Annotated in this window: 19 protein-coding genes; 13 read left to right on the forward strand and 6 right to left on the reverse strand. The window is 44.6% G+C overall.

All coding sequences use genetic code 11. The features are described 5' to 3' along the window. Window positions 1-3: 3 nt before the first annotated feature. From KJB35_RS09780 to KJB35_RS09805, 6 genes are read right to left on the reverse strand one after another with little or no spacing between them, the layout of a single operon-like run. Complete coding sequence (locus tag KJB35_RS09780) at window positions 4-1,404, reverse strand: AMP-binding protein (RefSeq protein WP_213908047.1); 1,401 nt, start codon at window positions 1,402-1,404, stop codon at window positions 4-6. Between the two features lie 4 nt (window positions 1,405-1,408). Beyond that, a complete protein-coding gene (locus KJB35_RS09785; protein ID WP_132936505.1) occupies window positions 1,409-1,969 on the reverse strand; it encodes a hypothetical protein in 561 nt (186 codons plus the stop codon). Continuing rightward, entirely contained in the window at window positions 1,969-2,226 is a 258-nt protein-coding gene (locus tag KJB35_RS09790; RefSeq protein ID WP_025766966.1) for an acyl carrier protein, read from the reverse strand. The genes KJB35_RS09785 and KJB35_RS09790 overlap by 1 nt, the downstream gene beginning before the upstream one ends. Before the next feature lie 15 nt (window positions 2,227-2,241). Next, window positions 2,242-2,502, reverse strand: coding sequence for a phosphopantetheine-binding protein (locus tag KJB35_RS09795; protein WP_005382278.1), 261 nt, complete (start codon window positions 2,500-2,502; stop codon window positions 2,242-2,244). Between the two features lie 13 nt (window positions 2,503-2,515). Beyond that, window positions 2,516-3,283, reverse strand: a complete 768-nt coding sequence (locus KJB35_RS09800; RefSeq protein WP_005388305.1) for a 1-acyl-sn-glycerol-3-phosphate acyltransferase — start codon at window positions 3,281-3,283, stop codon at window positions 2,516-2,518. Then, a complete protein-coding gene (locus tag KJB35_RS09805) occupies window positions 3,280-4,008 on the reverse strand; it encodes a beta-ketoacyl synthase chain length factor (RefSeq protein WP_213908046.1) in 729 nt (242 codons plus the stop codon). The genes KJB35_RS09800 and KJB35_RS09805 overlap by 4 nt, the downstream gene beginning before the upstream one ends. A gap of 76 nt (window positions 4,009-4,084) precedes the next feature. Here KJB35_RS09805 and KJB35_RS09810 point away from each other — a divergent pair, with 76 nt between their 5' ends. The 13 genes from KJB35_RS09810 (at window position 4,085) to KJB35_RS09870 (ending at window position 20,663) form a co-directional block, all read left to right on the forward strand. Further along, window positions 4,085-4,483, forward strand: a complete 399-nt coding sequence (locus KJB35_RS09810) for a hypothetical protein (RefSeq protein WP_005382272.1) — start codon at window positions 4,085-4,087, stop codon at window positions 4,481-4,483. Window positions 4,484-4,510: 27 nt separating this feature from the next. Further along, complete coding sequence (locus KJB35_RS09815) at window positions 4,511-5,578, forward strand: class I SAM-dependent methyltransferase (RefSeq protein WP_053307501.1); 1,068 nt, start codon at window positions 4,511-4,513, stop codon at window positions 5,576-5,578. A gap of 7 nt (window positions 5,579-5,585) precedes the next feature. After that, a complete protein-coding gene (locus tag KJB35_RS09820) occupies window positions 5,586-6,830 on the forward strand; it encodes an NAD(P)/FAD-dependent oxidoreductase (RefSeq protein ID WP_005388294.1) in 1,245 nt (414 codons plus the stop codon). 210 nt (window positions 6,831-7,040) lie between these two features. After that, window positions 7,041-7,781: a transglycosylase SLT domain-containing protein gene (locus tag KJB35_RS09825; protein ID WP_080276914.1), complete on the forward strand. Its 741-nt coding sequence runs from the start codon at window positions 7,041-7,043 to the stop codon at window positions 7,779-7,781. 99 nt (window positions 7,782-7,880) lie between these two features. Next, window positions 7,881-9,089: a DEAD/DEAH box helicase gene (locus KJB35_RS09830; protein WP_005382264.1), complete on the forward strand. Its 1,209-nt coding sequence runs from the start codon at window positions 7,881-7,883 to the stop codon at window positions 9,087-9,089. 250 nt (window positions 9,090-9,339) lie between these two features. Then, a complete protein-coding gene (locus KJB35_RS09835) occupies window positions 9,340-10,002 on the forward strand; it encodes a TrkA family potassium uptake protein (protein ID WP_005388291.1) in 663 nt (220 codons plus the stop codon). Next, the gene (locus KJB35_RS09840) at window positions 9,999-11,366 is read left to right on the forward strand and encodes a TrkH family potassium uptake protein (RefSeq protein WP_213870639.1); all 1,368 of its coding nucleotides are present in this window, start codon (window positions 9,999-10,001) and stop codon (window positions 11,364-11,366) included. Before KJB35_RS09835 ends, KJB35_RS09840 begins: the two co-directional genes overlap by 4 nt. A 360-nt stretch (window positions 11,367-11,726) precedes the next feature. Further along, entirely contained in the window at window positions 11,727-14,711 is a 2,985-nt protein-coding gene (locus KJB35_RS09845) for a M6 family metalloprotease domain-containing protein (RefSeq protein ID WP_268206485.1), read from the forward strand. A 172-nt stretch (window positions 14,712-14,883) separates the two neighbouring features. Then, window positions 14,884-15,696, forward strand: a complete 813-nt coding sequence (locus tag KJB35_RS09850; RefSeq protein ID WP_213870636.1) for a sugar transporter — start codon at window positions 14,884-14,886, stop codon at window positions 15,694-15,696. 176 nt (window positions 15,697-15,872) lie between these two features. After that, window positions 15,873-17,342: a protein adenylyltransferase SelO gene (locus KJB35_RS09855; RefSeq protein ID WP_182016605.1), complete on the forward strand. Its 1,470-nt coding sequence runs from the start codon at window positions 15,873-15,875 to the stop codon at window positions 17,340-17,342. Window positions 17,343-17,554: 212 nt separating this feature from the next. Next, window positions 17,555-18,553: a TRAP transporter substrate-binding protein gene (locus KJB35_RS09860; RefSeq protein WP_017634784.1), complete on the forward strand. Its 999-nt coding sequence runs from the start codon at window positions 17,555-17,557 to the stop codon at window positions 18,551-18,553. 70 nt (window positions 18,554-18,623) lie between these two features. Then, window positions 18,624-19,298: a TRAP transporter small permease gene (locus tag KJB35_RS09865; RefSeq protein WP_258671517.1), complete on the forward strand. Its 675-nt coding sequence runs from the start codon at window positions 18,624-18,626 to the stop codon at window positions 19,296-19,298. A 3-nt stretch (window positions 19,299-19,301) separates the two neighbouring features. Continuing rightward, complete coding sequence (locus tag KJB35_RS09870) at window positions 19,302-20,663, forward strand: TRAP transporter large permease (RefSeq protein ID WP_005382255.1); 1,362 nt, start codon at window positions 19,302-19,304, stop codon at window positions 20,661-20,663. The last annotated feature ends 16 nt before the right edge of the window (window positions 20,664-20,679 follow it).

The following is a 20,679-nucleotide window of genomic DNA, read 5'->3' on the forward strand; positions in this document are numbered from 1 at the left end:
GCTTTATTGGAATAGTTTTTCAATTTCAGCAACTTGGCGTTTGCCTTGGCTGTTCAATGGAATTTCGTCGACCACTCGGAATTTTCTCGGGATAGCGATCGGTTCTAGCCAATTGCGCAGTGCCTTGCGAAGCTCAAGCCAAAATTTGCCTTTACCAAGTTCATTAAGCACATCGCTGCCTTGATCGTTAAGTACGATGATCGAGACTAACGTGAGGCGACCAGATTCTTCCATTGGGATCACCACGCTTTCTTGAACCCACGGCAATTGCTCTAAACGTTTTTCCACTTCGACAAGGGAAATACGCTTTTCTTCGACTTTGACGATTCGGTCAGTGCGTCCACGCAATTCAAAAGAAATACTATCATGGAAATAGCATTCATCCGCAGTTTGGTACCAAGTGTTTTCATCAATGTGTGGCGAGCGGAGCTTTAAACAATTTTCATGGTTAAGCTCGGCTTCAATACCAGGGAATAACGTCCAGGGAGTACTGGCTTCGTGCTGCTGACGGTAAGCGATGCCGCCGGTTTCTGTGCTGCCAAAAACTTCAATAGGAAGTGACCCAAACAACAACTGGCTGTGCTGCGCGGCTTGGTTTGGCAAGGGACCACCAGAAGAAAATACGCACCGAATCGCAACCGGATTGTGCTCTTCACTGAGTCGTTTTAGTAACGCAGGGCTGCTTACTAGCGTGGTGTCAGCATCAGCGTGATGGACAATTTGCTCTGGGAACTCAAGGTTGTGTGCTGAAAATGGACGTGCGGAGCACAAAGGCCACAATACGCGGAACAGCAAGCCGTAAATGTGTTGATGAGAAACGGTGCTTTCAACGCGTGTGCTGGCAACCGTGTCGCCCCATAGGTTATCTAGAATAGAAACTTCGATATCGAGCTGTTTCAGCGTTTTTGCAATGGCTTTTGGTGTGCCGCTTGAACCCGAAGTAAATAGCGTTACTGGTATTTCTGCCAGGTTTAATTCACGCCAAAAATAAGGTTGTTTGGCCTCTGGCTCGTTAATCACGGTGGTTTCTAGCAATGATTGAGCTTCGATCAAAAGCGAGCTCACCAATTCTGGAACCGAGACATCGGCATCATGCAGCAACAAATCGTAGTGCTCACTGAGCTCTTTGAGTGCTTCTAGTTGGTAATTACCAGGTAATACAATGGATTTTCCTGCATAACAACAAGCAAAAAAGCCAACGGCAAACAGGTAGCTGTTGCCAAAACACAACGCAATGTTTTGCGTTGGTTGGGTTTCTAACTGCTGAGCAAGTGTTGCGACGTGCTGCTGGAAATCACCCCACGTGATAACCGTGTCGCGCTCGTAAGAGACTGGGGATTGCTCAGACCTCTCTGCGATGAACAAGGTCGCTAGGGAGGTAAAGCTCGAATACGTTGTATTCATACGATTAGTGTTCCTTTCGAACAAATTGACGCACGATCCATTCTCCAGCGAACAAGCCACCAGCAAGTAAGTAGCTGATGAGGCCGTTATAAAGCGTCCATATTTTTACTGGTAGGAAACAGGTATAGAGTGCAACAGCAGCGTTGAGCGTAAAAAAGGCGCACCAAACCATCGTCACTTTGCGAGTGTAAGTCACGCCACTAGCCGGAAGGTCGGGTTCTTGCAAGCGAGCAAGCCTCTCTATGATCGATTGCGGCTGTTTTAAGCTCAGTCCAAATACACACAGCATACATACATTGACAACGACAGGGTAAAACTGAAGCCACCCATGTTGTTTAAACACCATGCCAAGCGTAATTAGGACAATGCCAACAGCGCCCGTAACGAGCGCCAAGAACTTAAACTCTTTTAGTGGGGTCTTATTTGCGACGAAAACACGCAAAAGTAACGCAGCAATTAACAAGCCCCCAACTAAGTTCAAGCCAAATTTATCTATACCGAAATAGACGGCGAAGGGGTAGGCAAACAGTACAATTGCAGACAGACCAGTCAGCAATTGGCGCATTAACTTTCCTTCAATAACTCAGTAACAGCGTTAACCACATCGTCGACGGTTCTTACTGTACTAAATTCTGCCGGCTTGATTTTTTTGCCAGTGACATTCTGTAGGTGTACGACCAAATCAACGGCGTCAATGCTATCAAGATCGAGATCTTGGTATAAGTGCGCATCTGATTGAATGTCGGCTGCATCAATTTCGAACAGCTCAACAAGCGCATCTTTAACTTGTTCAAATACTTGATCTTTATTTACATCAGTCATGAATATACCTACAACTTATTCATTAGTTTGAGAAGAAACGTATTTCGCTAGATTTGCTACAGACGCAAAGTGTTCGCGCGTATTTGAGTCGTCGGCATCAATAACGATGTTGTATTGTTTTTTTATTGCGAGTCCAAGCTCAAGCGCGTCGATAGAATCTAAGCCAAGTCCATCACCAAAAAGTGGTGCATCCGTTTCAATATCATCTACGGTTAAATCTTCAAGGTTTAAAGCATCAATAATAAGTTGCTTAATGTCGTTGTGTAACTGTTCCACTGGGACCTGCTTATTAATAAAAGTTTTCTGGAAAAATGTTTTCAGCTAGGTGCTGTTGTAAGCGTCGCGCCGCTATTGTCGGCGACGTAGTTTGCTTTATAAAGGGGGTAATCTCAACTTTATCCTTAACTTCAACCCTGAAAAAGGGCTTTGTTGCCGGTACTTGATACCATTTTTTCTCTTTTGTGAGGAAACTTGGCGTTACCGTAATATGGACAACTCTTAAATCTCGTTCTGTTCTTACCGCAATTTGTGCTGCACCGCGTTGTAATTTCGGCTCTACACCTGGTGTTGTTCTTGTTCCTTCAGGAAATATAAGCAACACGTTGCCTTTGTTAAATCGTTCATCACAAAGTGCTAATAAATCATCCGGTGCTTCATTGGGAATATATCCGGCTGCTTTTACGATGTGCTTCATAAAAGGATTCGACCATATTGCCGATTTTACTAAACAGTCGCAGCGATTTAATTGTGAAGCAATGAGAACGTAATCGATTAAACTAGGGTGGTTGGCAACAATTAAACAATTACGATCTTGTTGAAGAATATCGGCCCCAATAATTTGATAATCGATTGCGCCACTCAACTTCATCAATTTACAAAATGTGTTGAATGAATATCGAATCGCACCTTGAACTTTATATTCGCGTTCCGTTTGGTCTGAAACAAAAATACGAATGGTCGGAATAACAATGAAGCTCAGTACTAAACCACCTAACCCAAATACTGAAAAACAAAAGCCTGTTGCTAGCACACGCCAATACTGATTTAAGCGAGTCATTTTTTGTGCCATTCCCAAGCTTGTTGCGGAGCGAAAATAGTCCACTGGCTTTTATCTAACAAGTATTGTTGCAAAAATACTAAACCTTGAGGAAGAGGATGACCGGAACGTTCTGCGTTTATGGAGCTTTGTATCGCGAACTTGTCTCCATGAGAAAGTATTAAGCCAAGTCCAAACCCTTGGTATTGTTGGTTTTCATATTCTAAATAAGAGTCAGGCATAGGCTCATCAAAATCAACAAGCAGTAATTTTTTGTCAGGATTGTCGGACAAAAACAGCCATGCTTCTAATATTGCGCTTTGGAATGTGTTTTCTGCCGCAGCGATAGAAGTTAGGGGAATGGGTTGTTTAGTTGCGATAGTGGCAAGCCCTGCGGCGGTATTGTGCACCGATTGAGAAAAAGCCATCGGAGACGCCTCTTCTCCATTAATTATATCTTCAACTAGTGCGACGCTGCGATGCAGTTCACCATGACGGCTTGAAAATACAAGGTAATCAACTTGATGTTGATTAAGCATTTCGATTGCAGTTTGTACCGCCAGTTTACTGAGTGGGCTCATTCTTCTGCGCATCATCGCAGGAATATTTGCAACATTGATTTTGCCATCTTCTGGCCATTTTATCTCTGTTGCCCATTGTTTCCATTCATTGGATTCGGATAAACCGAATGAATTCGCTGTCCACGCATCAATATTGAACGAAATGTTGATCTTCGAGTTTGGCATATTGGGTTAAATTGTTTATTTTACAGCTCGATACAAATTGGGGTTGACCCAAATTCACAATAAAAAGGAAATTATCATGTCGCGTTTTAAGCTGTATGTCTCGTTATTATTAACTTTGCTTCTTGTTGGTTGTGGACGAGTACAACCTGTAATGAATGTGGAGGATACTCCAGTTGCTTATGATCTTCAAAATAAACAAGTAAAAATGGCCATAGTGCAATCAGCAACTAACCGAGGCTGGACGATCGAAGAAGTAAGCCCTGGTGTTCTTATTGCAAAAATCCACGTTCGTAAACACTCTGCAGAAGTAAAAATCCCATACAATAATAAATATTACTCAATTATTTATCTCAACTCAGTAAATCTCAAAGCAAGTGATGGCAAAATCCACCGCAATTACAATCGTTGGGTAAACAACTTGAATGTTGATATTCAGCGAGCTATTGCATTGTTGGGCAATCAATCTCAACAATAAAACTATTAATTGCAGTTAGGTTTTTCCGTGTTAAATCAAAATAATGACCCTTTTAATGCTTTTGAAGCGAAGACAGAAGCTCAGAAGTTATCTTTTGCACCAATCGTGTTCCAGACCGCCAAAACGCTTCGAGATTTAGGTATTTTAGCCGCTTTAGACAGCGCTGGCGCACAAGGCATGAGTGCCACAGATATTGCCGAGAAAACGGGAGTATCAGAATATGGTGTTAAAGTACTGTTGGATATGGCGATTAGTGCGCATATTGTTTTATGGGAACGACCTAACTATTCGCTTGCAAACCTTGGTTTTTACCTTCTTCATGATGGTATGACGAATGCAAACATGGATTTTACGGCAGATGTTTGTTACGCCGCGATGATGCATTTGACGGAAGCAATTCAAGAAGGTAAACCGTCAGGTTTGAAAGAGTTGGGTAATTGGGAGACCATTTATCAAGGTCTATCGACGTTACCAGAACAAGCCAAACAGAGCTGGTTTAAGTTCGATCATTTCTATTCGGATCGCTCGTTCCCACTTCTGCTTAAAGAGGTATTTGCAAGCAAGCCAAAGCATCTTGTGGATATTGGCGGAAATACGGGAAAATGGGCGATTCAGTGTTGTAAACATGACCCTGACGTTCAAGTGACGATTGTTGATTTACCGCAGCAATTAGAAGTAGCGATGAAGAATGTTTCAGAAAACCAGTTCGTCGAGCGTGTACGTCCATACCCTGCAAACATGCTGGATAAAGCACAAACATTGCCTGAGCATGCTGACGTATGGTGGATGAGCCAGTTCTTGGATTGCTTTTCCCCAATTGAGATCCTCAATATCCTTAAAAAAGTTAAAGCCCAGTTAACGAAGGGAGATACTATTTACGTATTGGAGCTGTTTTGGGATGCTCAAAAATACGCGGGAGCTTCCTATAGCCTTAATGCCACTTCTCTTTATTTTACCTGTTTAGCTAACGGTAATAGTCGCTTTTATCGCAGTGATGATTTCTTAGAAATTGTCGAAGCGGCAGGTTTATCTGTCGTTGAAAGAACCGACAATATTGGCCTTGGTCATACCTTATTAAAACTACAAGCAAACTAAATTCAGAATGAAAACAGAGCTCAAGCAAGTTGTTGTCGTAGGAGCGGGGCCATCAGGTTCAACCGTTTCTGCCTTATTAAAATCGCGTGGCATAGATGTTGTTGTCTTAGAAAAAGCGACTTTTCCACGTTTTTCCATAGGAGAAAGCCTACTCCCTGCATGTATGGAAGTTGTTGAACAAGCAGGAATGACTCATGCAGTAAAGCAGTTTGGTTTCCAGTATAAAGATGGTGCTGCATTTCGTCGTAATGGCGTATACACCCAGTTCGACTTTACAAACAAATACACACCAGGACCGGGCACGACGTTTCAGGTTCAACGTGCCAACTTTGATAAAGTATTGGCAGATAGCGCTGAAGAGCAAGGCGTAGAGATTCGCTATCAGCATGAACTGCTCAATCTAGTGTTTGAAGGGAAAAAGTCTCGATTAGAAGTGCTCGACTCAAATAAGAAGGCTTATCAAATCGAAGCAGATTTTGTGTTGGATGCCAGTGGCTTTGGGCGTGTTTTGCCACGCTTGTTGGAGCTAGAAGAACCTTCTTGTCTTCCGCCTAGAAAAGCGATCTTTACCCATATCGAAGATCATATCTCTCCCCAAGAGCCGGAATACGATCGCAACAAAATTTTAATTTCAGTTCATCCTGAAAATCACGACGTATGGTACTGGCTAATCCCATTCTCTAATGGTACTTGTTCGTTTGGTGTGGTGGGTGAGCCAGAATTTTTCGAACAATACCCAGAAGATAAGATTGCAGCGTTGCAGCAGTTAGCCAATGAAGAGCCGGGTTTGGCTTCTTTGTTGAGAAATGCGAATTACCCGAATCCAGCAGGCGAGTTGGGTGGCTATTCTGCTAACGTCAAACGTTTAGCGACAGAGCACTACGCGTTGCTTGGTAATGCAGGTGAGTTTCTTGATCCTGTATTTTCATCGGGTGTCACTATCGCCATGAAATCGGCAGAGTTTGCAGCGGACTGCGTGGTTCGTCAGCTGAATGGTGAAAAGGTTGATTGGCAAGAAGAGTACTCGCAACGCTTAATGGTGGGAGTGAACACATTCCGCACTTATGTGGAAGGCTGGTACAACGGCACGTTGCAAGATGTGATTTTCTATCAAAACCCGAACCCACGTATTAAACAGATGATTAGTGCGATTTTGGCTGGATATGCTTGGGATACGAATAATCCTTACGTAAAACAAAGTGAGCAGCGTTTGTCGACGCTTGCAGAACTGGTTCGGGAAGCTGAACTGTAAGAATATACATTCGCTTATCCGAGAATCAGTAAGCCCAGGTCTTACCAAAAAATTGGTAAGACCTTTTTAATGCCTCTTTACTTTTACTTCTAGCGTGTTGGAGACACATTGACCACTTACATCGGTGTGTATCGAATTTGAGAATTTTTATGGTGACATTGATCACATCTAGAATTCCTGTTGCTGATATTTATATTAAATTTGTAGGAAATGGATTACATTCTGGGAGTGTTCCCTACATCCGGCTTCGTTGTGAAAACGGTTTATAAGCAACTGTATAAGTTAGTAAAGTTCCAAAAACTACATCAAAAAAAAGACAAGTTTCTTACCAAATCAATTCGCTTGGTGAGTTCGAGCCATCGACTACGCCAAACGCTTCCTCTACTTTCTAAAATTGTCGAAGAACATGACGCATCAACGGTCTCTTCGATTGCAGATCCCGAGAACGCGGTCGCGTGGGGAGGGAAAGTTTCTCCAGAGTTCAAATCTAAAGTCATCCGTATTAGTAAAGAGCTAAAGATCAATCCTAATCATCTTATGGCGTGCATGGCATTTGAAACTGCTGAAACTTTCAGTCCAAGCATCAAAAATGGTTCCGGAAGCGGGGCTACAGGGTTAATTCAATTTATGCCCTCTACCGCAGAGTCATTAGGAGTGAACACAAAGACTCTTGCGAGAATGAGCGCGCTTGAACAACTTGACTATGTGAAAGCGTACTATTGGCCCTATCGAAATAAAATTAATAGCTTAGAAGATGCTTACATGGCCATTCTCTACCCTGCTGCGATTGGTAAACCGCCGTCTTTCGTTTTGTTCAGACAAGGCTCAATTGCCTATCGACAGAATGCAGGTATCGACCGCCACAAAACGGGGAAAATCACGCTTAATGATGTTTCCTACAAAGTGAGGCAAAAATTAGAAAAAGGTTTGCAGCCCAATTTCATGGGCTAAGATTGTGTCATGTTCCTAGTTTTTCGCGCATGAATCCTTCTGTTACTTCACGGGGATTCTGATACACTACGCGCCCATTTCCTCTGTTGAGACCTTTCTATGCCATTTTCTAAGCTTGGTTTAAGCGCATCGATTGCTGATGCAGTAAAAGCGCTAGGTTATGAAAAACCCACTTCTATCCAACAAAAAGCCATTCCAATCGTATTGCGTGGCCGCAATTTAATTGCAGCAGCGCAAACGGGCACAGGTAAAACGGCCAGTTTTGTTCTGCCAATCTTAGAAAAGCTTAGTCGAGGCGAAACGCAACGTAAAAAACGCGCTCGTGCGATTATCCTAACGCCAACACGCGAACTTGCGCTTCAGGTTCATCAAAGTATTGAAGCTTATGGTAAAAACTTACCATTACGCTCAATGGCGATGTTTGGTGGTGTGGATTATGCACCACAAAAACAAGCCTTGATCGAGGGTGTCGATATTGTGGTAAGCACGCCTGGGCGCTTGATTGATCTGTACGGTCAACGCGCGATTCACTTTGATGAAGTGGAAATGCTAGTGCTTGATGAAGCCGACAAAATGTTGGATATGGGATTCATCGATGCGATCGACAAAATCGTCGACTGTATGCCAGAACATGTGCAAAGTTTGTTGTTCTCAGCGACGTTATCTAACCCTGTTCGTGACTTGGCCAAAAATGCGATTATTGATCCTGAAGAGATCACGATTGCAAAGCACAGTGCCTCAAAATCAAATATTAAACAGTGGATCACGACCGTCGATAAAGACATGAAGTCGTCGCTGTTAAGTCACTTGCTTAAAGAAAATGACTGGTCGCAAGTACTGGTATTTATTGAAACTAAACACGGCGCAGCCAAACTGGTAAGCCAACTTGAGAAACGTGGCATTGTGGCAGAAGCATTCCACAGTGGCCGTAATCAGCGTGTTCGCCAGGAATTAATAGAAAAGTTTAAAGCGGGTGAAATCCAGTACTTAGTCGCAACCGGCGTTGCTGCTCGCGGTATTGATATTGATAATCTGCCAGTTGTCATCAACTACGATTTACCTTACCCAGCTGATGAGTATGTACATCGTATTGGTCGTACAGGTCGTGCTGGCGCGAAAGGTGAGGCGATATCACTGGTTTCAAAAGACGACTTTAAGAACCTCTGCATGATTGAAAGTCGTTTAGGGCACTTGCTAGAGCGAGTGGAAATTGAAGGTTTTGCGCCAAGAAAGCCAGTACCAATTTCAATTTTAAATTACGTGCCTAAGAATAAACGTAAACCGCACGATAAGCGCGAATCAAAATAGCCAGTTTATCCCATGATCTAAAAGCCGCATTCTTGCGGCTTTTTGCGTTTTAAGGCATCCAATTATGTAGCCATCGAGACGGTTTCTATTCGGTAATGAGGAAAAAAGTTAATCAGTGTCATACGCTTAACACGTAAAGTGAATCAAGGTGCGTTAAGCTTTTGTCAATTATCTGTCCGCAGGTTTGCACAAGGTAAGGAATGGGCGCAAACTTTTTTGCTTGCTAATGAATGCATAAGATGGGGCACAAATGAAAACAGGTGATAAGCAATTCGCCGTTATTGGTCTTGGCCGATTTGGTTTGGCAGTGTGTAAAGAGTTACAAGATTCAGGCGCTCAAGTTTTAGCCGTTGACATCAACGAAGACAGAGTTAAAGAAGCCGCCAGTTTTGTTAGTCAGGCGGTTGTGGCTAACTGTACTCACGAAGAGACGGTTGCTGAGCTCAAACTTGATGATTACGACATGGTGATGATTGCCATCGGAGCGGATGTCAATGCCAGTATTCTTGCGACATTGATAGCTAAAGAGGCGGGAGTAAAGTCAGTATGGGTTAAAGCCAACGACCGGTTCCAAGCTCGTGTTCTGCAAAAAATTGGCGCAGACCACATTATCATGCCTGAGCGTGACATGGGAATACGTGTCGCGCGTAAAATGCTCGATAAACGGGTTCTTGAGTTCCACCCATTAGGCAGTGGCTTAGCTATGACGGAGTTTGTGATTGGCTCTCGTTGGATGGGTAAGACACTAAGTGATTTGGCTCTGTGCAAAGTCGATGGCGTGCAAGTGCTAGGGTTTAAACGGGGCCCAGAAATTACCAAGGCACCTGACCTTAATACCACACTAGAAATTGGTGACCTAATTATTGTGGTCGGCCCTCAAGATGCGCTCGCAAATAAATTAAAATCGCTATGACGTATTTTCATCAGAAAGGTGTTTTTTACGCACCAGATGGTAAACAAGAGAAAGCGAAAGGCAACGAACCGCGAATTATATTGCTCAGTTTTCTCGGTGTTTTACTGCCTTCTGCGGTATTGCTAACCTTGCCAGTTTTTTCTGTTACGGGCCTGTCGATAACGGATGCTTTGTTTACCGCAACGTCCGCTATTAGTGTGACAGGGCTTGGTGTTGTCGATACTGGGCAACACTTTACGCTTGCGGGTAAAATCTTGCTGATGTTTTTAATGCAAATCGGTGGGTTGGGGCAGATGACTTTGTCGGCGGTCTTACTCTATATGTTCGGCGTGCGTTTGAGTTTGCGTCAACAAGCGCTGGCGAAAGAAGCATTAGGGCAAGATCGGCAAGTCAATCTAAACCGACTAGTAAAGCGGATTGTTGTTTTCGCGCTTGTTGCAGAAACGATCGGGTTTATTTTTCTCTCTATCCGCTGGGTCCCTGAAATGGGCTGGCAGACTGGTATGTTTTACGCCTTGTTTCATGCAATTTCTGCATTTAACAACGCTGGGTTCGCGCTGTTTTCTGACAGTATGATGAGCTTTGTGAATGATCCGTTGGTTATCTTTACACTGGCGGGGCTATTCATTTTTGGCGGGCTTGGTTTTACTGTTGTGGGTGACATCTGGCTAAACTGGCGCAAAGGTTTCCACTTTTGGCATCTTCACACCAAAATCATGCTGATTGCGACACCGATATTGCTCTTAGTCGGAACGATGCTGTTTTGGTTACTTGAACGAAGCAACCCAAACACAATGGCGTCTTTACCTGCAACAGGGCAATGGTTGGCGGCATTCTTTCAATCTGCGAGTGCTCGAACGGCAGGGTTTAATAGTGTTGACTTGGCGCTGTTTACCCAGCCAGCCTTACTGGTCATGATTGTTCTGATGTTAATTGGAGCGGGTTCCACCTCAACGGGGGGCGGTATTAAAGTTTCCACATTTGCTGTTGCGTTTATGGCTACGTGGACCTTTTTACGCCAAAAGAAACATGTGGTTATGTTTAAGCGAACCATAAATTGGCAAACTGTGACTAAGTCATTGGCAATTATCGTTGTGAGCGGAGCCATCCTGACAAGCGCAATGTTTTTATTGATGCTTACCGAGAAGGCCAGCTTTGATAAAGTTATGTTTGAAACCATTTCCGCATTTGCCACAGTGGGGCTCACCGCCGGTTTGACTGCGGAACTTTCTGAACCTGGTAAATACATTATGATCGTGGTGATGATCATTGGTCGTATTGGGCCGCTCACGCTTGCCTACATGTTGGCACGTCCTGAACCTACCTTGGTCAAATACCCAGAAGACGCCGTTATTACAGGTTAATATAGCGTTAAACAATGGCCGCGCGACCACTACGAGCATTGATTAATAGCAGTGCTCGTACATTTATAGAATATGTGGAATGTTGCCCAGTTTTACCTATAAATTCGTAGAAGTTCATTTCTTCTTCCTTTCGTTTCGATACTATTCATTCACTCAATTTATATTCTCAGAAGCTACGCTCGTAACAGCGTTTTGGAATCCGACGCTTTTGTAGTGTGACACCAAACTACGTCGTGTTATCTGAGCGAATTGATACCAGCCTTCGTCAATAGTCACTCAGTCTTACTCTATGCCCATAGGGTTACTTTGTGTTTGTTGTGCTTGGTATGAATGAACGAATCGAAAAGATGGAGTCGTACTTTGAAATTCAACACACTCGCCATGGCTATGCTAACTGCGCTTCTTGCAGGGAAGAGCATGGCAACTACTCCGCCATCGCCGGTTTGGCATACTATTGCGTTGAGCGATGGTAGCTCCAGTGAGGCAATTCTACGTGGAACGGCAGATTTCCACTGGTTTGAAGATAAGCAGGGCAATGCCTTACTTCAGGAAGACGGCGTTTGGTTTTTCGCGCAGATTCAGCGCGAGTCAGACACGCCAATATTGATCTCGACAGGTGTGGTGAAAACGCAGTCGAGTGAGCCACCTGAGTCGGCGAAGTTTCGCCCGGATTTACAAGTTAAACCGCAATTATCTTCTCTAAAAACCATTGAGCCGATGGCACGAAAAAACCTACTGCGTTCGGCGCAAGGTTACCAGGCGATGAGCAGTTCAACGGTAAAGCAGCAGCCCCTATTGGTTGTGCAAGTTTCGTTTGATGACCAAGCAATGGTGCATGATTTTGAGCAACGCGTATTTAATACCAATGGTCAAAGCGTTGTGGATTACTTTGATAAAAACTCTCAAGGTAAATTCAAAGTTGTTCCTGCACTTGAGAGTTACGGCACCGCCAATGACGGTGTGATAGATGTGACTGTGGCACAAAGCCACCCTAACTGTCACTCTAGTTCGACTGATAAGACATGCACCGCCAAGTTGAATGCGGTTTTCACCGAGGCTTATCAAAAACTGGATCCATACTTTAATCTTTCGGCCTACGACAGCAATCAAAATGGTACCGTAGAACCGTCAGAACTCTCTGTCATGTTTATTTTTGCGGGGGGCGATCGTTCAACAGGGGTTCTCAACCGTCCTGCTATTTGGCCGCACAAATTCTCTCACGATGATGTCACACTAGATGGTAAAAAGATCACAGACTATTGTGTGTTCGCTGACTATCAAGTTGATCATCAAGCGACCTTGGGCGTGATCGTACACGAGCTTGGCCACTTAATGCTTGGCTTACCGGATTTGTACGCAAGGAACAGTGATGCCTCGATCGGCTCTTGGGGCGTGATGGGTGGCGGTTCATGGGCGCAGAAACCGGGAGATTCATACGCTGGTGACACTCCGGTGAACATGAGTGCATGGAGCAAACACGCTGCTGGTTTTGTTGTACCAACGGTAACTCATGAAAGTCCAGCGCCTATTTCTGTGAACAACGACGATGTCAAGCTGGTGTATCTCGACCCGTACTTGAAAGAGTTTGGCCCACGTGTTTACTTGGAAAATCGCACCTTTAGCGGTTACGACCGAGCATTGGCGGCTGAAGGTATCCTGGCGACGTCGGTCAATGTCCAGAACCGCTTTAATGATGTTGGCGCGATGCAGGTTCAAATCATGCAGGCTGATGGTCTGAATGAGTTAGAAAATGATGGTAGGAGTGACGCTGACGATTTATACCCTAATGGTGGCAATGTCATTTCAGATACATCGACCCCGGGTCTGAGAACGATCACAGGGTTTGATACTGGGGTTCGTATTTCCAACATTGCCAGCAACACCAACGGCGGTAGCTTTTCTCTTGAGCATACAAACGAACCAAATAAATCAGCATGGATGAACTCTCTTCATCAAGGTTATGTGTACGCGAGTGGGAGTAACACTCTGGCGGTGTCACTGGACTTGAATAGTGATACAGAGCTTGATGGCCTTCAACTTTATGCGCAAAGAGATAGCACTCAAAGTGACATGACTTATCGAGTTTGGCGATTCCCATTTTCTGGAAACATTGGCTATCGATTAATATTGAATCAAAACAACGCTGAGCTTTTACAGCAAGGTAACTTCCAAAAGTCATCTCGAATTTTATTCCCCCAATCAAGCCAATTGAGTGCGGGTCAGCACTTATTGGTCGTTGAATTGGAAGGCGGTCAATTTGATGCAAACTTTGATTTCGGCCGCTTGCTAAAAACTGAAAAAGCCTCCCTACCTGTAATGTGGACTGGTGATTACAGTGAGATTGGCACGTTTGGTCTAGAAAAAGCCGGGTTCTCTTATATTCCGTTTGCAGCATTATTAAATGTGGATGCGAGCAACTTGGTTGAAGCGAAATCTGATTCGTTACAAACCAATAAAAATACGCCAATCAAACTGAACCTGATGGACAATGATTTCATGGCGGTAGGGTATCAGTTCAATGTGGACATTGTGCAGAAGCCTGAGCACGGCACCATCTCTGGTAACCAGTACCAACCTGAAGCTAACTTCGTTGGTCTGGACACTTTCCAATATCGTTTGTTGTCGGTTGATGGTGCGTACTCATCTTCAATCGTGAATGTGCAGGTGGAAGTGCTTGGCAGCAACGAAGCGCCAGTGGCTGTGATTGATATTGGTAGTAAAGACATGACGGTTGGGCAGCGAGTCACGTTGTCTGCGTTAAATAGTACGGATGCTGATGGTGATGTGTTGAGTTATAAATGGGAGCAGTTGGCTGGCACTTCAGTTTCTCTTGGCAATGCAACCAGTGTTAGCACAGGCTTTACGGTGCCTCAAGGTGCAAAAGCGGGTGAGGTTCTGACATTCCGTTTAACCGTGACTGACCCTAGTAATGAAACGTCCAGTGCTACCGTCGATTTAACCATGAAAAACGCAGTGCCAGTTACGCTCGTAGATACGGCGACCGTTGCCGTTGGTGAAAGTATTCTGATTGATGCAGCGAGCAATGATTCGGATGTGAACGGCGATAAACTGGTTGTAGAAAGCGTACAGAACGTAACGGGTGTGGGAAGTGCGAGTGTAGAGAATGGCAAAATCCGTTTTCAAGCACCGGATAGCCCTACTGACGGCATCAAGCTGCAATATACGGTTTCAGACGGTCATGGTGCCACTGCTACGGGGGAAGTTATCGTGACGGTTGTTGCTTCTTTGAAGACAACGACATTCAAGAACTCAGAAGGTAGCGGCAGTGTTTCTTATTGGGCTTTGATGTTACTTGCAACATTAGGCTGGCGACGTCGCGTCTAAAACGGTATTGAATTGCGGTATAAGCCACTCACATTGAGTGGCTTATTTTTTATCTGATTTATTTTGGTTTCGTTCTCATTGTCTTATGAGATGTGTTTCTCATTATTTTTAAAGTGATTTTTCTACTCTGCGGTTACCCTAGGGGCCGATTTTTATGAACTAAGGATGTTATATGTCTACCGAGGGCTTTTCTGTTTCGGAAATATGCCGAGAAGCGGCAGTGATGGTCAGAAGGAATCTACTCGCAATTGTTATTGCTTGTATTCCGTTGATTATCGTGCACTCAGTTTTTGCTTTTATGTATCCTGAAATGACGGGGCAAGATCAAGCGAACGTTCAAGAAGGCAATGTCGCAGGATTTTATTTCGTCACAATTATTTTGTACCCACTTGTTGCCGCTATGGCGGCTGTGCGTGTGCATCGAATTTATTTAGCCGGCGATTACATGCACTCTGCGTTGGATGTATTTCGTTTGTCAGCTCGAGAATTCCGTTTCATAGGCTGGTGGATACTGTTTGGACTGATGATGATGCTCGTTATTGGTATCCCGATCTTTGTGTTGTCGTTTATCTACATTGCAGAAAGTGGTGAAGCCGACTTTGTTGCTATGGCTATTATCACAACGATTGCAAGCGTTCCTGGCTATTGGGTAATGGCGCGATGGTCATTTGTGTTGCCAGCGACTGCAATGGATCATCAACCGCGCAGTTTGCGTCGTTCGTGGAACCAGAGCAGAGCATACAACAAACAAGTATTCATTTTGATGGGACTAATTCCATTGGGTGCGGGCTTGCTCAGTCAGCTGATCTTTAGCCACTTTACGAATCTCTTTATGTTGAGCCTCGTCGGTGTGGCCTATGGTATTTTTGGCGCGTACCAGCTGGCATTGTTATCGTTGAGCTATAAAACGGTAGTGGATATCGAACGCGCTCGTTTTGATACGCCATCACAGCCACCAAAAACGGGTGAAGAATTTTCCGCTTAACCCTTTGATCGTTTTTACATGCTACCTCTGTTTAGGAGACGGTCTGCGGCAGGTTGATACCTTCCTGCCGCCTTCGCGTTATTCACGCAAAATACCCATGCCCATTTCATGGCTGAATGACAGGGACATTCACACGTATACTCACAACAGTACTTCTTTTTATTAAGGAACCCTACATGTCCATTTGGCAACGGGTCAATTTCACCCATCGCTTTAGTCAATTACCGTCAGCGTTCTATACGTTGGTCGAGCCACAACCCTTGGACAACACTCGCTGGGTCGCTTGGAATGGTGAGTTTGCACAGCAGTTTGGTTTACCAGAAGAGCAAAACGATGAGTTATTGGCGGTTTTTTCTGGGCTAAGTGAATTCGAACAATTTCGTCCTCTTGCGATGAAATATGCAGGCCATCAGTTTGGCGTTTACAACCCAGATTTGGGCGATGGACGTGGATTACTGTTGGCAGAAATTGAGCATCAGGATGGTACTTGGTTTGATCTTCACCTCAAAGGTGCAGGGCTAACGCCTTACTCGCGAATGGGAGATGGGCGAGCGGTATTACGCTCAACTATCCGTGAGTACCTGTGCAGTGAAGCCATGGCGGGCCTTGGGGTTCCCACGACACGTGCTCTCGGTATGATGGTCAGTGATACACCTGTTTATCGAGAAAAAACGGAATCGGGCGCTTTGTTACTTCGAATGGCTGAAACCCATGTTCGATTCGGTCACTTTGAGCATTTCTTTTACACCAACCAGTTAGCAGAGCAGAAGCTGTTGGCGGATAAGGTGATTGAGTGGCACTTTGCTGATTGTGCATCGGCGGAGAAACCATATGCCGCGATGTTTGACGCCATCGTGACTAAAACAGCCGAGATGATCGCATATTGGCAAGCTTTTGGTTTTGCGCATGGTGTGATGAATACCGATAACATGTCAATTCTTGGGCAAACTTTTGATTATGGTCCGTTTGGCTTTCTTGATGATTATGAGCCGGGATACATTTGTAATCATTCAGACTACCAGGGTCGTTACGCATTTGATCAACAGCCTAGAATTGCGCTTTGGAACCTGTCAGCACTGGCGCATGCGCTATCGCCACTCGTTGAACGAGAAGATTTAGAATCGTCGTTGAGTCAATTTGAAGTTCATTTAAGCCAGCAGTTCAGCCGCCTCATGCGTGAGAAGTTGGGCTTAAAAACTAAGATAGCGGAAGACGGGCGTTTGTTTGAAGCTATGTTTGAGCTTCTTCACCAGAACAAAACGGACTACACTCGCTTCTTCAGAACACTTTCAAACCTTGATAATGCGCCTTCCCAAGCCGTAATCGATTTATTTCTCGACCGAGAAGCAGCGCGAGCTTGGCTTGAGCTGTATTTAGCTCGGTGTGAACTAGAGGTTGATGAACTAGGGGGCCTGATTTCAACCGAACAGCGTTGCAAACAGATGCGTCAAGCCAATCCCAAATACATCTTGCGTAACTACTTGGCTCAGTTGGCGATTGATAAAGCGGAAGAAGGGGACTTTAGCGAATTACACCGATTGGCCGAACTGTTAAAACGCCCATTTGATGAGCAACCCGAGTTTGATGATTACGCGAAATTGCCGCCGGAATGGGGGAAGAAAATGGAGATAAGCTGTTCTTCATAAATGGGTCATTTCCCACCCATTTGTATCTTTTTCTTGGGTGGAATTCACTCGTTACACTTCGGATTTATGTTAATGGGCTATGTTAATTTATTGAAATACATATAAATTTTAACATGGTCCATTAATTGCTCTTTGTTGAACATCCGTACCCATCGCCTAACACCTAGTTACTCATGGACGGGATGGGATGTGATTTAACAAGGAGAATAATAATGTTTAAGCCTCTAACTCTACTATCTGTCTCTGCACTTGCTGTTACCAGTTTTAATGCTGCCGCAAATTGTGACCCGGGTGAAACGGTCATTAAGTTTAGCCATGTAACGAATGCGGACAAACACCCTAAAGGCATCGCGGCTTCGTTACTTGAAAAGCGCGTCAACGAAGAGATGAACGGTAAAGTCTGTATGCAGGTGTTTCCTAACTCAACACTTTATGATGATGACAAAGTGTTGGAAGCGCTACTGAATGGTGATGTTCAACTCGCTGCTCCTTCTCTTTCTAAGTTTGAGAAATTCACCAAGAAGTACCGCCTTTTCGATCTTCCTTTCTTGTTCGATGATGTCGACGCGGTTGACCGTTTCCAAAACTCGGAAGCGGGTGAAAAGCTGAAAAATTCAATGAAACGTCGTGGTCTACAAGGCATTGCGTTTTGGCATAACGGCATGAAGCAAATGTCAGCCAACAAGCCGCTCATTTCTCCAACTGATGCTGAAGGACTTAAGTTCCGTGTTCAAGCCTCTGATGTACTCGTTGCTCAGTTTGAGCAGCTAGGTGCTAACCCACAAAAAATGTCGTTCAAAGAAGTTTACGGCGGTTTGCAAACTAAGGTTATTGATGGTCAAGAAAATACTTGGTCAAACATTTACGGCAAAAAATTCTTCGAAGTTCAAGATGGCATTACGGAAACGAACCACGGAATTCTGGATTACTTAGTTGTGACGTCAAACGACTTCTGGAAAAACCTACCAGATGATCAGCGCGAGCAGTTAAATACCATTATTCAAGAGGTAACTGCGCAGCGTAATGCTGAGTCAACCAAAGTAAACCTTGCGAATAAGAACAATATCATCGAAGCCGGTGGTGTGGTTCGTACTCTAACGCCAGAACAGCGCCAAGAATGGGTCACTGCACTTCAACCAGTATGGAAGAAGTTCGAAAAAGACATTGGTTCTGACCTAATCGAAGCCGCTTTGGCGTCTAACCAAAAATAATAACACCTAGCACATTTAGCCCTCTCAAACTAAGGGGGCTCTTTCCCTCTACAGACGACGTGATGTAATTATGGAACAGACTTTTTTTGCCAAGGCTGGACGAATCACCGATGCCATTGAAGAGACTTTGATTGCTTTCTTCTTGGGTGCCATGACCTTGCTGACCTTTGCCAATGTCATCTTTCGTTATGTCTTTAACGACAATATTCTTTGGGCGCTTGAGCTCACCGTTTTCATGTTCGCATGGATGGTGTTGGTTGGCGCATCTTATGGTGTGAAAAAACACTTTCATATTGGTGTCGATGTCATTATTAACATCGTTCCGGAAGGTAAACGAAAAGCCCTGGCGCTTTTTGCAGCAATGTGTTGCTTAGCCTTCTCTATTTTGCTGTTAATTGGCGCTTGGAACTACTGGTATCCGTTCGCTACTGACCGAGCGTGGTATGAAACGGACGATATTCCGATGCCTGAAATACTCCAGTTCATGGCCGACTGGCTAAATGAGGGAGAGCGTTATGAAAAGCTGCCACGTTTTATTCCTTACTTCGCTTTGCCACTTGGAATGGCGCTACTAACGTTTAGATTTGTTCAAGTCACGTGGCAAATCGCTACTGGTAAGCTCGATCGCTTGATTGCAGGACATGAAGCGGAGGAAGAGCTCGAATCTCTTAAAACTGAGATGAGTGACGCTGAAGACGTAATGGCTCCAAAGGCCTCGCAAGACGCTAAAAACAAGGAGCAATAAGCCATGGATATCTTATTTCTATTTTTGATGGTAATTGGCTTTATGCTGGTTGGCGTGCCAATTGCTATTTCGCTGGGCCTTTCCAGTGTTCTTTTCCTTTTAATGCATTCGGATGCCTCTTTAGCGTCAGTTGCTCAAACGCTGTTTAATGCATTCGCGGGCCACTACACGCTATTGGCTATTCCATTCTTTATATTGGCTTCAAGCTTTATGTCGACGGGTGGCGTAGCAAAGCGGATAATTCGTTTCGCCATTGCCATTGTAGGCTGGTTCCGCGGCGGTTTGGCGATGGCTTCGGTTGTAGCGTGTATGATGTTTGCCGCGTTGTCAGGTTCCTCACCTGCAACGGTTGTTGCCATAGGTAGTATTGTTATCGCAGGTATGATCAAAAACGGTTACTCAAAAGAGTTTGCCTCTGGGGTAATTTGTAACGCAGGTACGCTAGGGATTTTGATCCCACCTTCGATTGTGATGGTGGTGTATGCAGCCGCAACGGATGTGTCAGTTGGACGTATGTTCCTTGGTGGTGTGATTCCCGGTTTGCTGGCGGGTGTCATGTTGATGATCGCGATTTACATTGCCGCGAGAATCAAGAACCTTCCAAAACAGCCTTTTGTCGGTTGGAAAGAAACCTTTGATGCCGCCAAGGATGCAAGCTGGGGCTTGTTGTTGGTCGTCATCATTCTTGGTGGTATCTATGGCGGTATCTTTACGCCGACAGAAGCCGCTGCGGTTGCTGCTGTGTACTCATTCTTTATTGCTAACTTTGTATACAAAGACATGGGGCCATTTGCAGACAAGAAAAACACTAAACCTGCGCTCGTTAAAATCTTCCAAACCTTTGTTCATAAAGACACCAAACACACCCTGTATGAAGCGGGCAAACTCACCATCATGCTGCTGTTCATCATTGCTAATGCCTTAATTTTGAAGCATGTTTTAACGGAAGAACGCATCCCGCAAATGATCACCGAGTCGATGCTCTCGGCTGGTCTCGGACCAATCACTTTTTTGATTGTGGTGAACGTCTTGTTGTTGATTGGTGGTCAGTTCATGGAGCCATCAGGCTTGTTGATCATTGTTGCGCCGCTCGTGTTCCCAATTGCGATTGCATTAGGCATAGACCCAATTCATTTGGGCATAATGATGGTGGTGAATATGGAGATAGGAATGATAACGCCGCCCGTGGGTCTTAACTTATTTGTGACCGCTGGTGTTGCCAAAATGTCGATGATGAACGTAGTGAAGGCAGCATTACCCTGGGTTGGAGTGATGTTCTTATTCCTAATTATCGTCACATATGTACCATGGGTTTCGACTTGGTTGCCTACTACCTTGATGGGGCCGGAGATCATTACCAAGTAATGGAAGCCAGAAAGTA

This window comes from Vibrio sp. D431a (assembly GCF_030248655.1).
GTDB lineage: Bacteria > Pseudomonadota > Gammaproteobacteria > Enterobacterales > Vibrionaceae > Vibrio > Vibrio alginolyticus.